Genomic DNA, 13,784 nt, shown 5'->3' with positions numbered 1-13,784 from the left:
TCAACCAATAGCGGGTACTAATCCCAACATTTGCATAAATTGGGCGACAATAATTGCAATACCGCACAGCCCAGCAACGGCTAAACCAACATTACCACTTCGTACTTTATACCCTGATTGCGGGCCCACCTTACGCTGCTTATAAACCATCGACACGGGTAAAAATATAGCTAGTACCACAAGGGCGATGGCTGCATAACCCAGCGCCATTATAAATCCCTGAGGGTAAAACAACGCAAACCCTAAAGGAGGAATAAAGGTAATTAGTGCGGTTTTTATTCTCTCTGATTTGGTATCGCCTTTATTAAATGCATCAGCAAAAAAATCAAATAAGCCTAAGCTAACACCTAAAAAAGAGGTGGCTAATGCTAAGTCGGCAAACAGTGTAACGGCGCTTGTTACTTGCGGATTATGCGCAATATTCGCGACACTCTCTACAAAGCCAGTTAAGCCATTACTATTGAGTAAATCACTTTGCTGCATAATACCTTGGCTAAGCAGTTGCCAAAAAATATAAATCACTAAAGGTAAAGCAGCCCCTGCAATCATTACTTTACGCAATACTTTTGTTTCTAGCCCTACATACTTAACAATTGACGGAATAGAGCCATGAAAACCAAACGAGGTAAAAATAACCGGCAAGGCAGATAAAATAAGCCCTTGCTCTACGGGCATTTCAAGTAAATGCTTACCTTGTACATGGGGCGTAAGCATATAAAACAAACTGCCTAATACTATAATTTTAATGGTAAATAATACGCGGTTGAGTTTATCTACTTTACTGGTACCTAAAGTAACCACGCTACCAATTACAGCGGCCAAAACCACAGAGGCTATTTGTGGTGCGATGTTTATGCTTAAATCACTACTAATCCGCGACTGTAACTGTGCGCCACCACCGGCAATATAAGCTGCACACAGGGCGTAAAATAAAAATACCATCGAGAAATTAGCAATATATTGCCCACGCTTTCCTAACCAGCGTTTTGCTAAGGTGTTCAAAGTTGCATCTCTGGGAGCGTGTTGGTGGAGCTCTAGCATTAATAAAGCGGTGTAGGTCATTAGTAACCAACTGGCTATTATCAGTGCAAGTGCAGTATTAAAGCCAAGCCCAGCAGAGGCAATGGGTAATGCTAGCATACCAGCGCCTATGGTGGTGCCTGCAACAATTAACATGCTGCCTATTGTTTTATTTTTAAGCACTTAACTATCCTAAAATGTGTGAGAGGCACTCAAGATATAACTAGTTACTTAAAACATAAATAGTTTTGTAATAAATGCGCGTAAATAATAATGTAACCATGAATTTACAGCTGTATTTACGGGCTTAAAGTAGTTACATTTTCGCTATTTGAATAATTAAGCGGCGGTTTTTATTTCGGCCTAAAATATTTTCATTGGTATCAACAAAGCGTTTTTCACCAAGGCCTGTGGTTTGTACTTTGTTTTCATCAACACCTAAGCTGACCATATAGTCTTTTATCGCATTGGCACGCTTACGCGATAAGTCTAAGTTATTCCAGCGGCCACCGTAACTATCGGTATACGAATCAATACTGATAGATTCAATACTCGTGTCATTTTTTAAATACTCAGCAATTTTATCTAAGCGCTTTTGCGACTCTTTAGTGAGCTTGCTGCTATTTGATTGGTAGTTCATTACGGTAAATGAAATATCCTCAAAACTGTACGGTAAAAGCTCATCTCGGCACTGCAAAAATGCCCAATAGGCTTGTTTAAAATTAACGCTTGAAATACCAACGGCAATTTTGTCGGCACTATTTTGCCAGTCTTGGTAGTAAAAGGTAGGATGAAACCCTTTTTCAAGTTCGCTCAGCATTTCCCATGCGGTTTTATTACCAAGCTCACCATCAAACTTTTTAAGTAACTTCATAGAAGTTATATCACGCGTGGGCAAGCCTGCTCGCCATGCTGGTGGCACCGCCTTTAAACCTGCTATATCATAATTTTCCGGACGCACAACCATATCTAAATTAAAAGTTAAATTTTTATTTTTACTTGCCGATGCCTTAAAAATAGCCTCGCCATAGTAGGGCACTTCGTGGTTTAGCTGGCACTGTAAGCGTGTTGTTTTTATAACTTCCCAGTTAGAGTTATCTTGATTTGCGCTGTATTGACGCATAGCCGCTTGCGATGAATAGCTCATCAGGACGGTGCCAAGGCTTACGCTAATAAAAAACAACTTACACTTCATAAAACGCTCCAGTTAATCTACTAAGCCAATATTTTGGCGTGCTACAAAAGCTAGGCTCAATTAATAGCCAATACGGGTAGCAGTTATTAGAAAGCAAATAGCATGCCTACAATATATTCATTAAAAAATTTATAAAGCCCTAGCCGAGTCGCCCTCAATTTTGACATAATAGTGAGCTTATCCTCACAAACCAAGAAGACTATGGCAAATACTGAGCAAACACTTTTCGCACAACGCTTTCGCGGCTTTTTTCCTGTTGTAATCGACGTAGAAACCGCCGGCTTTAATAAAGAAACCGACGCCTTACTTGAAATTGCCGTATCCATTTTAAAAATGGATGACCAAGGGTTACTCAGCATAGATCATACCGTTCATTTTCATGTAGAGCCTTTTGAAGGTGCTAATATAGAACAAGCTGCCATTGAATTTAACGGCATAGATCCGTTTAGTCCACTGCGTGGCGCTGTACCTGAAGAAGAAGCAATAAAAGAAATTTGTAAAGCAGTACGTAAAGCGCAAAAAGCCGCCGGGTGTCAACGCTCAGTTGTAGTGGCACATAATGCTGCCTTTGATCATGGTTTTTTAAATGCAGCCATTGAGCGTAACAATATTAAGCGTACGCCATTTCATCCGTTTGTAAGCTTTGACACAACCTCGCTTGCAGGCTTAGCGTTAGGCCAAACGGTACTGGCTAAAGCATGTAGAGCCGCGGGCATTGAGTTTGATAACAGCCAAGCACACTCTGCACTTTACGATACAGAGCGCACAGCAGAGCTGTATTGTTTAATAGTAAATCGTTGGCAAGAATTAGGGGGCTGGCCGTTAGCGCCACTACCTGAAAGTGACGCTCAAGAAACTGAAAACACTCAAGAGGATACTAAAACGACTGAGTGATTTTCCCCTCAGACAGTTTTACCAAGTGGGGGGGGTAAATACGCGAAAACTGTTTTGTGTCTTTTGCTATTTTAAGCTCCACACCTGGGTGCATTATTTCATTAATTTTTAAGCGGCTAGTGGCTAATAGCTGAGAAATTTTTTGCTTCACCAATCTTTTTTGACGTTGTACGTGCATAGCACGCGTTTTTATATGCTGCTCATTAGCGGCAATTTTATCTAACAGCTGTTGTCGTTGAGCTGCAACAGGAATTTTTATCGCTTTTTCTTTAGCTTGATTAAGCGCCGATGTTTTACTTGCTAACACCTTTTCAAAATCAATTATCTGAGACTGCTTTGAGCGCAGTTCATGCCAGTTTTGAGCTAAAAACACGCGTGTTTTAGTGCCTGCAGGTGCACCTAGCTCCCCTGTTTCAATACGCATAGCATCAAGAATATTACCCCCAATTATTTTTCCGCGCGGGTTACCTGCTTTACCTACCCGTATTAAGCGCCTTGCACTTAAATTACAATGCAAGGCCTGGCGCTCTATAAACAAATCCTGTGCACTTTTAATATTACAGTACTGGGCATAGCCAATAGAAATGGTACGCTTAGCTGAAATTTCGCAAGTAAATGCTTCTTCATTTTCGCGCTTGCGCCCAATAGCGCCAAGCATAATAGTGACCGCGCTTTGGCTTTCAATCGTGCCTGATTCAACAAACCCTAATACAGTAATATCGCCATTGGCTTTAACCCGCATACCATCTTTAACATCACCAGAGATAATTACGCTGCCATCAAAATCAACATGGCCTGTGCTTACATCTACATTATGAAAGCATAAAACGTCGTCCACCCGCATGCCTCTGGGTAGTGCAACAGGCACGCCCTTACAATCGGCAATGAGCATGTTTGGGTTGTTAGGGTCTATTTTTGTGCCTTCAAAGGGCTGTAATTCATGCTCTTTACCTGGCGTGGCCTTAATTAGGTCGCCAAAAACCGTATAGCCATCCTCCCCGGGTGTAGCAGCCACACGCTGCATTAAAGGAGTGCCGGGTTTTACGGTAATAATGGCGCCAAGGTCTTTCATATCCACCTTACCACCTTCTTTTGCTTGAGGGCTAAGTACGCGGTCTTGCGCAGTAGAGCAGAGGCGAACAAACCTCGCATCACTGCCTTCTTTGGGGTTTCGGCCATGGGCCACAATAGCGCTATATGCTGTACCTGCAGGATGAGAAAATTGCTGTCCTAAAAACGTATCAAGTGCACGAGGGCTAATCCCTTTTTTCACACCAGCTTCAGCCAGCGCGGCTTGAGCGGCTTCCATAGAAAGTAAAGCACCGCCTCTGGCCGTGGTAAGTGTTGCCTCAGCAACCATGTTTTTTTCATCAACATTAATAACAAGGCTCGCGTCCGTTGCTTTGGCAATTACTAATGACTCTTGCTGATAATTTTTACTTGGTGAAAATAACTTACCAATATTGCCAGAGAGCACTTCAAACTCGCAATAATCCGACTGCTCAAGTAGCTCAATAAGCTGAGCGCTTGTTACCGGAAATCCATTATCAATAGGGTGCGCAGATAACGCCAGCTCACCCGTTTGTTCATTAAATAAAAAAACCGACATTTATAAATTCCCTACGATTATGCCTGTTATTATGATTATTACTTTCACTACAAAAACTTAAGCCTCTGCGTAAAAATTAACTCCTTATTTGAGCACAACTTGAACGGTATGTTAAGTAAATGTTCAGTATTTGTTTGCTTTTTTGCAAACTTGTGCTTATTAACTGTTCACTTGATTCTGTAGGCTAAAATAAAAGTGTCACACCCCTTGAGTATCAGACGTTTACTCAGTTATACTGCCCTCACTGAAAGAAATTCATATTTCAGGGGCTGATTAGGATTCGACGGAATTCAAGAAGCCTGAGGTGCATGTCGAGGTGCGGTTTGCCTCGTAAAAAAGCCGCAATTTAAAGTAATCGCAAACGACGATAACTACTCTCTAGCAGCTTAGGCTGGCTAGCGCTCCTTCCATGTATTCTTGTGGACTGGATTTTGGAGTGTCACCCTAACACCTGATCGCGACGGAAACCCTGGCCGGGGTTGAAGCGTTAAAACTAAGCGGCCTCGCCTTTATCTACCGTGTTTGTCCGGGATTTAAAGGTTAACTAAATGACAATACTAAACATGTAGTACCGACGGTCGAGGCTTTTCGGACGGGGGTTCAAATCCCCCCAGCTCCACCAATACAGGTATTTAAGTTCGTTACTTAAAAACCATAAAAAACCGCCAATTTGAGCAATCAAGTTGGCGGTTTTTTTATGGGTTTAATTTATTCTGTGCTTATAGTGGCTAGCTTCATTTTTAACGATCTTACTTTCATTTTAATACTAATAATAATAAGCGTTAAGAACGACATTAAGCTAATTAGCAGAGTTAAATCTAAAATTGGTGACTTGGCGAGTTGTGTGTTTGTAGGCCTGACGGGCAAAGCGTCAGGCTTATTTTGTTGTTGCCTAATATAGCTTTGGCTTATCCAGTCAACGGCGTTGATCCACTGAATTTTATCTGGGTTATCATTAGCAAGCTTGCTCATTACATGGGCGTCGTTGTTGAGCGATTTAGCAAGGTTAATTAATTGCTCCCAAAATATATATTCCGTGCCTAGCGCGTCTATTTCTTGTAAGTGCTGCTTTAACTTTCCTGCGCCCATGCTGTTTATGTTTGGTTGCTTTAGAATTTTTGCGTAACTGTTTATGTGCGCTGAAAAGCGAGCAAAATAGCTATCAATTTTTTGCTGCGCCCTTTGGTTAAGCTCATCTGTGCTGTGGGTGCTAGGCAAGGTGACTTCTGGGTGCTTTTTTTGATTTGCTAAGTACTGCTTATAATTAACGTAATTTAATGTTGTAGAGGGTGAAGCTATTGAGCTGTCTATCATACTCATTTTAAATGTGTTAAAGCTTATTACTGCTGAGCAAATAAGGCAGATGAATAATAAGCTATAACAAAAAAATAATGCGCTTTGCAGTGCTAATTTGGGCAAGGCGGCAGGGCTATTTATGCCGGACTTTTTTATGCTGGTTAATTTACGATCTATGTTTTTAACCGCAGGCTCGCTAGGTGAAACAACCAATTTAGTACCTGTGGCGCTTTGAGGTGCCCTTACACTTGCATGTGGCTCTACTTTGGTTATTAAACCAAAACTTTTTAGTTTAGATTCTGTTTTAACTGCATCAATACTCGATAGGTCTTTGACGAGTGCGTAGGCTCGGCCATCAAATAATTTTACAGCGACATTATGGGGGATTTTTAAAAACTGACAAAGTTGCTCTTGTACGGTACTAATGTCAGCATTTTGATGTAACTGACCATTAAAAATAATTTTAAATGAGGCGCTCACGCTATGTCCTTATTCGTGCAACTTCCGTTGAGGAATTTTTATTATTGTTTTAACACGCTGTTAATTTACCAGATAAAATAAGGGGTTTCTAGTATTTAACCTTATTAAACTAGTAAAAAAGCCTGAATAAAATTTGTTTTATTTGATTTTTAACGCATTGTTTTGCGGTAGTTTTGATGGAAGTGATTGTTTTTATGTTATTTTATTGGGTACGCGGTATATAGGCTTTTAAAAAGCAATTTTTGTGAGTTGTTTACATTAATTAATATAGTGAGAAAGACGGTTAGCGTGCTCTGTAGCATTTAAATAGATTGCCCTTTGCATGGGAGTTGCAAAGGGCAATAAGGCCTAATTTATTTTACAGCTGTTTTAATCGGTGTTTCACCATCAAATAACTCAAAAACGCGGTTGCCATTAAATGTATTTTTAGCAATATGCAACAAGGCATTGGCTACGTTTTCGCGGCTAATTTTAGCTTTAGAACGATCGCTTGGGCGCTCTGTGGTTACTTTCATCGAGGCGCTTTCATTGGTTAAAGTACCAGGGCGCACTATGGTGTAGTTTAAACCACTGTTGATAAGGTGCTCATCGGCCATATGTTTGGCAACTAAGTAAGGTTTTAAGTCGCTTTCTATCGAGTCTGGATCGTCAGCGCCAATAGAGCTGATCATAATAAAATGCTTAACGCCATGCTCTTTAGCATACGTGGCTGCTTTGGTAGCCGCCCATAAATCAATTAGCACAGTTTTATCTGTGCCTGTACTTCCGCCAGAGCCTGCAGCAAATATTACTTGGTCGCAATCTTTTAACGCAGTAGAAAAATCGCCTTCGAGGTCTTGCTCTACAATAGTTAAAAACGGGCTATCTAAATCACTTAACTTGCTTTTATCGCGCACTAATGCAGATACATTTTGCTCATTGTTTAAAAGCAGCTCGGTGGCCATTTTACCTATTTGTCCGCTAGCGCCAATAATTAGGGTCTTACTCATAATTAATTCCTTCTCAATTTAGTGTAAAGGTGTTTAGTACAAATAGACCTTGGGGTAGGCATGCGTTTTTAAAGGGTAAAACATGATTATTCTTCACAAATAGTAAATTTGCTGGTGAATAAAGTAGGAGTCTGAACTGAGCGTGAAAATTAGCCGCTTTTTGCCGTGTTTATTCAATCATTATACTGACTTCGGTAACATAATTATGATGGTATAAGCTAATGCGTACGGCATGACTTTGATAGTTATAGTAAAGGGTGCGGTAGTTGTTATCGCCTTTAATGTTGAGAGGCTCACCAAGTGCGTGTTGATAAAATTTAGCAATATCATTGATAGAGGCGGCTAAATACCCAGTGCGTACCTTTGGGTATTCGTTAGTTACATCCATGGTAGTGACAAACTCTTCGGGTAAGGGGATCTCGCTTGCGTTTTGGCTAAATGCGTTAAACGATATAGCAGCAAGTATTGCTACAGCATAAGTTAAAGCTTTCATTTTTTTCCTTTTATTTATACCCATTCGCATTCGTACATAGGCTGCGCATGGGTAATATAAATTCCTTTTATAGGTATTATTTTACGCAAAAAAAGAATGATGTCATTTAAATTTTATTTCGTATTAAATCACGCACTATAAAACGCGCTGGGTGAATAGCTTGGCTTACACGCTCGCTTAATGGACGTGGCTCGTTATTTAAGGTGCTAATAAAGTGCTCACTTAATAGCGGTGCACTGCATAATGCACGCGCTCCAAATCCGGTAAAAATATGTAAGCCTTGTTGTGGCTTTTGCAAAGGCAAGTATTGATAGCGTTTACCTAAGCGTAAATTAGCAAAGGCGTTGATGTAATCACTTTGCTCACACCATTGCCCCGCCATTGGCAAATGATCTATAAATGTGCAGCGCACAGCTGCTTTAGCACTGGTAATGTCACCTAATGTGGTGGCAAAGTCGCTTTGGTGGTAAAAGCTAAGGAGTTGCTCGTGGTTTAATTGGTTATCTTTTTCTGTAACAGCGCGGCTTTTTGTGTTTTTTTCAAATGTAGCGCCCATACAGTGTTTACCTAAATAGGCGGGTGTAAAATAACCTTTATGGCACAACACAGTTTTAAGCTTTTTAGAGTGTTCACTGGCTTGAATATGCGATACTTGGCCGCGTACTCCTACAATAGGTAGTGCGTTTGTTTGCTCAAACGCATCGCTATGCTCACCAGCACATATTATTACATCACTAAATGGGCCGTACTGAATGTTATTAGCGGCTAAATACCAGCCTTCGGGTGTTTTGTTAAGCTGCTTAACATGACAGTTAAAATGGCGGCTAAAAGGCTGTAAAGTGTGGGCAGCCTGAAGCATTGCTTCTACTAATTGTGGTGGGTTTACCCAACCGCCTTGCTCAAAATAAACGCCGGGGTAGCCGGTTGTTACGCCTGCAAGTGTGTCTCCTTGCTCGGCAGTTACATTGCGCATTAAGGATTGAGGCCATAGCTGTTTTTGTTCTAAGTTTTGGTGTTTATCGGCAAGTGGTTTTTTTACCGCATGTTGCAACACACCGCACCAACTATGATCAAAATTAAAGCCGTTTTTAAGTAGTTGCTGGTAGCTGCGTTTAGCGTATAAAAAACTATGCGCAAATAATTCGCTGTGCGGTGAATTTTTAGCTTGTAAGTGCGGGTAAACCGCACCTTGTACATTATGTGAAGCCCCCATAGCTGGTTTTTCATCTTGACAAAATAGGGTGCTTTTAATGCCACGCTTAGCCAAACTGTGTAAAATACAGCTACTTGCAATTCCGCCGCCTATTACAGCAACATGCTCTAGCTTGGCAGGGGGGTGTTCAAAGTACGGGGGTGATGACTGTGCACTATTAGCATCGGCTAATTGGCCTATTAGCATTTCCCGTTTGCGGCCAAAACCTTTTGCTTTTTGCATATTAAAGCCTGCGGCTATCAAGCCCCGGCGTACAAAGCCTGCCGCGGTAAAGGTGGCTAGTGTTGCTTGCTTGCGTGATATATCAACCATGGCATTAAACACACTTTGTTGCCACATGTCGGGGTTTTTACTCGGTGCAAAGCCGTCTAAAAACCATGCATCGACCACCCCCGATTGCGGGTAGCTCATCGCGTTTATGGAATCAAGCACGTCGCCAAAATACAAATCAAGAATAACTTGGCCGTTATTAAATTCAATACGGTGGCAGCCAGCTAAATTAATTGGGTAATGCGTTGTTAATTCATCACTTAGCTTGTGCAGTGTTGGCCACGCTTGTAATGCTTTTTTTAGATCATCAGCATTAAGCGGGTATTTTTCAAACGAAATAAAATGCAAACGCTTAACACGTTTGTCTACTTGATTTTGAACTTGTTGATTGGCAAGGTGGTCATTAAAGTGCTGCCATGCATTTAAAAAGTTTAAACCCGTGCCAAAACCGGTTTCGGCAATAACAAAATGCGCTTGGTCATGATTTTGTAACCGCGCCTGTATATTGTTTTGTTGATAAAACACGTAATGCGATTCAGCAAGGCCGTCGTCATTAGAAAAATAAACATCGTCAAAGTTATCGGCTACCGGTGTGCCTACTTCATTAAAGTGTATTTGGGCGTTTTTTATCATGACTTATTAAATTTTTAGACAGTATTTTTTTATTATTTTACGGGTTTTCTTTGAAATAGTCTGGCGTTATTTATAAGCTATTAAATTCAGAGTACAGGTGTACGCTAGAAAGCTGACCACTTAACACCTAAAAACAGCGTAAAATACACAGTAATTTAGTTTCAAGCTAAGGGAATTACCCATGAGAAGAGCCGTAATTACGGGTATCGGTGTTGTATCAAGCATCGGTAATAACAAACAAGAAGTTTTAGAGTCATTAAAAGCGGGTAAAAGCGGTATTGCTTTTAACCAAGAATTTGCCGATTACAACTTACGCAGTAATGTATCGGGCAAAATTGATATTGATGTTAAAGAACACGTAGACCGTAAAGCAATGCGCTTTATGGGAGATGCTGCTGCTTACTCTTATATTTCTATGAAGCAAGCAATTGAAGATGCTGGCTTATCAGATGAGCAAGTATCTAATGAGCGCACGGGTTTATTAGTAGGCTCAGGTGGTGGCTCTTCAAAGTGGCAAGTAGAAGCAGCCGATATTTTGCGCGAAAAAGGTGTAAAACGTGTAGGCCCATATATGGTACCGCGTACAATGGCGAGCACCACATCGGCCTGTTTAGCAACGCCATTTAAAATTAAAGGTGTTAACTATTCTATAAGCTCTGCGTGTGCAACTTCTGCACATTGTATAGGTCACGCGGTTGAGCAAATTCAATTAGGCAAGCAAGATGTTATTTTTGCCGGTGGTGGTGAAGAGCTACACTGGACCCTTGCAATGGAATTTGACGCAATGGGCGCGTTGTCTACTAAATACAACGAAACACCAGAAAAAGCATCACGTACGTACGATGCAAACCGCGATGGTTTTGTTATTTCTGCTGGTGGCGGTATTGTTGTCGTAGAAGAGCTTGAGCATGCACTTGCTCGTGGCGCACATATTTACGCAGAAATTGTAGGCTATGGCGCCACATCTGATGGCTACGACATGGTAGCACCGTCAGGTGAAGGTGCTGTACGCTGTATGCGCCAAGCAATGCAAGGCGTTGATGCACCCATTGATTATTTAAACACGCACGGTACCTCTACGCCAGTAGGTGATGTTAAAGAGCTAGGCGCCATTCAAGAAGTGTTTGGTGGTAACTCGCCGCTTATTAGTGCGACTAAATCATTAACGGGTCACGCATTGGGTGCTGCGGGTGTTCACGAAGCTATTTTCTCAATTTTAATGATGGAAAACGACTTTGTAGCGCCATCTATTAACGTAGAAGAGCTAGATGAGCAAGCACAAGGCCTTAACATTGTAACAGAGCGCCGCGATACACAGCTTAATACGGTAATGTCTAATAGCTTTGGCTTTGGTGGTACAAATGCCACATTAGTTATGAGTAAATATAAAGGTTAATTCGTTTTCTCTTTATAGTGATTAAAAGCCGAGCATTGCTCGGCTTTTTAGTTTGTGTAATTGCTTGGTTGTTCGTTACAATAGCGCCTCATTTTGCCATACGGACTCCCCAATGAAGATTCTTGCCGATCAAAACATGCCTTTAGTTGAGCAGTATTTTGCAGACTTTGGTGAGGTAACGCGCTTTGATGGACGAAATTTAACACCTGATGCGTTGATTGATGTTGATGTACTCCTTACGCGCTCGGTTACTAAAGTAAACAGTGATCTGCTTGCAAAGGCTAATAAATTAAGCTTTGTAGGTACCGCCACCATTGGTGTTGATCATATAGATACACCTTTACTTAACGAGAAAGGCATTGCTTTTAGCAGTGCCCCTGGCTGTAATGCAATCGCGGTGGCTGAATATGTAATAAGTAGCTTATTTGCTTTAAGCCAAGAAAACGCAACCTCACTGAGTGGGCAAACAATAGGTATTGTTGGGGTGGGTAATATTGGCAGCTGTTTAGCTCAAAAACTAAAAGCACTTGATGTTGATGTTTTATTATGTGACCCAATTAAACATGAGCAGGGCTTATTAACCGAGCATGTAGAACTTGATGACCTACTTGAGCGTGTAGATGCGGTTACTTTTCATGTGCCGCTGATTAAAACTGGTGAGCATAAAACACATCATTTAATAGATGAAAAACGCCTAAACGCGTTAAAGCCTGGGTTGGCTGTTATAAATGCTAGCCGTGGAGAAGTGATTGATAACCAGGCTTTGTTATCGGTTATGGAGCAAGGGGCAGACTTAGATTTGGTTCTTGATGTGTGGGAAAACGAGCCTAACATTTTAATTCCATTGCTTGATCATGTGCGCTATGCCAGCGTGCACATTGCCGGGCATACCCTTGAAGGAAAAGCCCGCGGCACACAAATGCTGTATCAGGCTCTATGTAAATTAAAAGACGTAACCGCAGAAAAATCGCTTTCTGATTTTTTACCACAACCTGCTGTTACAAACTTAAATTTAGAAAGCACCTTTACTGAGGCTGATATTGCGCGCTTAGTGCATTTAATCTACGACGTACGCCGCGATGATGGCATTTTGCTACGTCACTTAGCAAAAGATGGGTTTGATAGTTTACGTAAAAACTACCCAGTAAGGCGTGAGTTTAGCACTTTAACAGTGCAAGGGAATGGGCAGTATACAAATACACTCGCTCAGCTTGGTTTTAACACCGCAAACTAATTTAACTAGCATTGTTGTTATAACAGTGCTTAAAGAGGATAAAATATGTCGCAAAAATATAATGTTGCTGTGCTTGGCGCTACAGGCTTAGTAGGTCGTCAAATTATTGAAACCCTGGAAGATCGTAAGTTTCCGGTAGACCAACTCTTTTTACTAGCCAGTAGCCGCAGCGCAGGTGAAGACATAAAGTTTCGTGGCGAAACCATTGAAGTACAAGACGTAGAAGGCTTTGACTTTAGCCAAGCACACATTGGTTTGTTTTCAGCCGGTGGCAGTGTGTCAGAAAAATACGCGCCAATTGCGGCCGACGCTGGCTGTGTTGTAATTGATAACACTTCACATTTTAGAAATGATTTTGAAGTGCCGCTAGTGGTACCAGAAGTGAATGCAGCAAGCCTTGAAGACTTTAGAAACCGCAATATTATTGCAAACCCTAATTGCTCTACTATTCAAATGATGCTTGCCCTTAAACCCATTTACGATGCTTATGGTATTGACCGCATTAATGTATCTACCTACCAAGCTGTATCTGGTGCAGGCAAAGAAGCAGTCGATGAACTGGCAAAACAAACCGCCAATTTGATGAATGCGCGTCCAATGGAAAACGAAATTTTTCCTAAGCAAATTGCATTTAACGTTATCCCTCAAATCGATACCTTTGAAGATAACGGCTACACACGCGAAGAAATGAAAATGGTAAACGAAACACATAAAATTTTGGGCGATACTACCATTGCGGTTAACCCAACCTGTGTACGTGTACCTGTATTTTTTGGCCATTCAGAGTCAATCAATATTGAAACACGCATGCCGTATGACTTTGAGCACGTTAAGCAGCTTTTAAATGATGCGCCAGGAGTCGAACTTATTGAAGACGAAGGAGATTACCCAACAGCGGTGTCAGATGCCAGTGGTAATGATACGGTTTACATTGGCCGCTTGCGCGCCGATATTTCGCACCCGCATGGTTTAAATATGTGGGTTGTGAGTGACAACACCCGCAAAGGGGCTGCAACAAATAGCGTACAAATAGCTGAAGAGTTAATCGCTAACTACTTATAA

General features: G+C 41.3%; 11 protein-coding genes and 1 other RNA gene. 5 read left to right on the top strand and 7 right to left on the bottom strand.

The annotated features are described in order from the left end of the window. Both tyrP and AN391_RS13115 read right to left on the bottom strand, forming a co-directional pair. Positions 1-1,203: a tyrosine transporter TyrP gene (gene tyrP / locus AN391_RS13120; protein ID WP_082422720.1), complete on the bottom strand. Its 1,203-nt coding sequence runs from the start codon at positions 1,201-1,203 to the stop codon at positions 1-3. Between the two features lie 133 nt (positions 1,204-1,336). After that, entirely contained in the window at positions 1,337-2,215 is an 879-nt protein-coding gene (locus AN391_RS13115; RefSeq protein ID WP_055015816.1) for an OmpA family protein, read from the bottom strand. Positions 2,216-2,416: 201 nt separating this feature from the next. Between AN391_RS13115 and rnt the strand changes: the two genes are divergently transcribed. Continuing rightward, positions 2,417-3,109 (top strand): ribonuclease T, encoded by a 693-nt coding sequence (rnt, locus tag AN391_RS13110; protein ID WP_055015815.1) that lies wholly within the window; start codon positions 2,417-2,419, stop codon positions 3,107-3,109. Here rnt and AN391_RS13105 read toward each other — a convergent pair. Continuing rightward, positions 3,093-4,718 (bottom strand): DUF342 domain-containing protein, encoded by a 1,626-nt coding sequence (locus tag AN391_RS13105; RefSeq protein WP_055015814.1) that lies wholly within the window; start codon positions 4,716-4,718, stop codon positions 3,093-3,095. The genes rnt and AN391_RS13105 overlap by 17 nt on opposite strands. A gap of 265 nt (positions 4,719-4,983) precedes the next feature. On the opposite strand from AN391_RS13105, the gene ssrA reads away from it, so the two are divergent. Then, positions 4,984-5,340: a transfer-messenger RNA gene (ssrA, locus tag AN391_RS20410) on the top strand. Between the two features lie 86 nt (positions 5,341-5,426). Here ssrA and AN391_RS13100 read toward each other — a convergent pair. The 4 genes from AN391_RS13100 to mnmC form a co-directional block, all read right to left on the bottom strand. Further along, the gene (locus tag AN391_RS13100) at positions 5,427-6,494 is read right to left on the bottom strand and encodes a hypothetical protein (protein WP_055015813.1); all 1,068 of its coding nucleotides are present in this window, start codon (positions 6,492-6,494) and stop codon (positions 5,427-5,429) included. Between the two features lie 353 nt (positions 6,495-6,847). Continuing rightward, positions 6,848-7,483, bottom strand: a complete 636-nt coding sequence (locus tag AN391_RS13095; RefSeq protein ID WP_055015812.1) for an NAD(P)-binding oxidoreductase — start codon at positions 7,481-7,483, stop codon at positions 6,848-6,850. 169 nt (positions 7,484-7,652) lie between these two features. After that, entirely contained in the window at positions 7,653-7,976 is a 324-nt protein-coding gene (locus AN391_RS13090; RefSeq protein ID WP_055015811.1) for a hypothetical protein, read from the bottom strand. A gap of 106 nt (positions 7,977-8,082) precedes the next feature. Next, a complete protein-coding gene (gene mnmC / locus AN391_RS13085; protein ID WP_055015810.1) occupies positions 8,083-10,092 on the bottom strand; it encodes a bifunctional tRNA (5-methylaminomethyl-2-thiouridine)(34)-methyltransferase MnmD/FAD-dependent 5-carboxymethylaminomethyl-2-thiouridine(34) oxidoreductase MnmC in 2,010 nt (669 codons plus the stop codon). A 181-nt stretch (positions 10,093-10,273) separates the two neighbouring features. Here mnmC and fabB point away from each other — a divergent pair, with 181 nt between their 5' ends. From fabB to AN391_RS13070, 3 genes are all read left to right on the top strand, one after another. Then, positions 10,274-11,488 carry a beta-ketoacyl-ACP synthase I gene (fabB, locus tag AN391_RS13080; protein WP_055015809.1) on the top strand — a complete coding sequence of 405 codons (1,215 nt, stop codon included), beginning with the start codon at positions 10,274-10,276 and terminating at the stop codon, positions 11,486-11,488. 112 nt (positions 11,489-11,600) lie between these two features. Then, on the top strand, positions 11,601-12,722 hold the full coding sequence (locus AN391_RS13075; protein ID WP_055015808.1) for a 4-phosphoerythronate dehydrogenase: 1,122 nt from the start codon (positions 11,601-11,603) through the stop codon (positions 12,720-12,722). 45 nt (positions 12,723-12,767) lie between these two features. Beyond that, the gene (locus AN391_RS13070; protein WP_055015807.1) at positions 12,768-13,784 is read left to right on the top strand and encodes an aspartate-semialdehyde dehydrogenase; all 1,017 of its coding nucleotides are present in this window, start codon (positions 12,768-12,770) and stop codon (positions 13,782-13,784) included.

The organism is Pseudoalteromonas sp. P1-13-1a (assembly GCF_001401875.1).
Lineage (GTDB): Bacteria > Pseudomonadota > Gammaproteobacteria > Enterobacterales > Alteromonadaceae > Pseudoalteromonas.
This window is presented reverse-complemented; position numbering and strand designations above follow the sequence as displayed.

Coding starts and splice junctions, on each gene's coding strand:
- AN391_RS13115 (WP_055015816.1), bottom strand. CDS start 2,215: ATGAAGTGTAAGTTGTTTTTTATTAGCGTAAGCCTTGGCACCGTCCTG.
- rnt (WP_055015815.1), top strand. CDS start 2,417: ATGGCAAATACTGAGCAAACACTTTTCGCACAACGCTTTCGCGGCTTT.
- AN391_RS13105 (WP_055015814.1), bottom strand. CDS start 4,718: ATGTCGGTTTTTTTATTTAATGAACAAACGGGTGAGCTGGCGTTATCT.
- AN391_RS13095 (WP_055015812.1), bottom strand. CDS start 7,483: ATGAGTAAGACCCTAATTATTGGCGCTAGCGGACAAATAGGTAAAATG.
- AN391_RS13090 (WP_055015811.1), bottom strand. CDS start 7,976: ATGAAAGCTTTAACTTATGCTGTAGCAATACTTGCTGCTATATCGTTT.
- mnmC (WP_055015810.1), bottom strand. CDS start 10,092: ATGATAAAAAACGCCCAAATACACTTTAATGAAGTAGGCACACCGGTA.
- fabB (WP_055015809.1), top strand. CDS start 10,274: ATGAGAAGAGCCGTAATTACGGGTATCGGTGTTGTATCAAGCATCGGT.
- AN391_RS13075 (WP_055015808.1), top strand. CDS start 11,601: ATGAAGATTCTTGCCGATCAAAACATGCCTTTAGTTGAGCAGTATTTT.
- AN391_RS13070 (WP_055015807.1), top strand. CDS start 12,768: ATGTCGCAAAAATATAATGTTGCTGTGCTTGGCGCTACAGGCTTAGTA.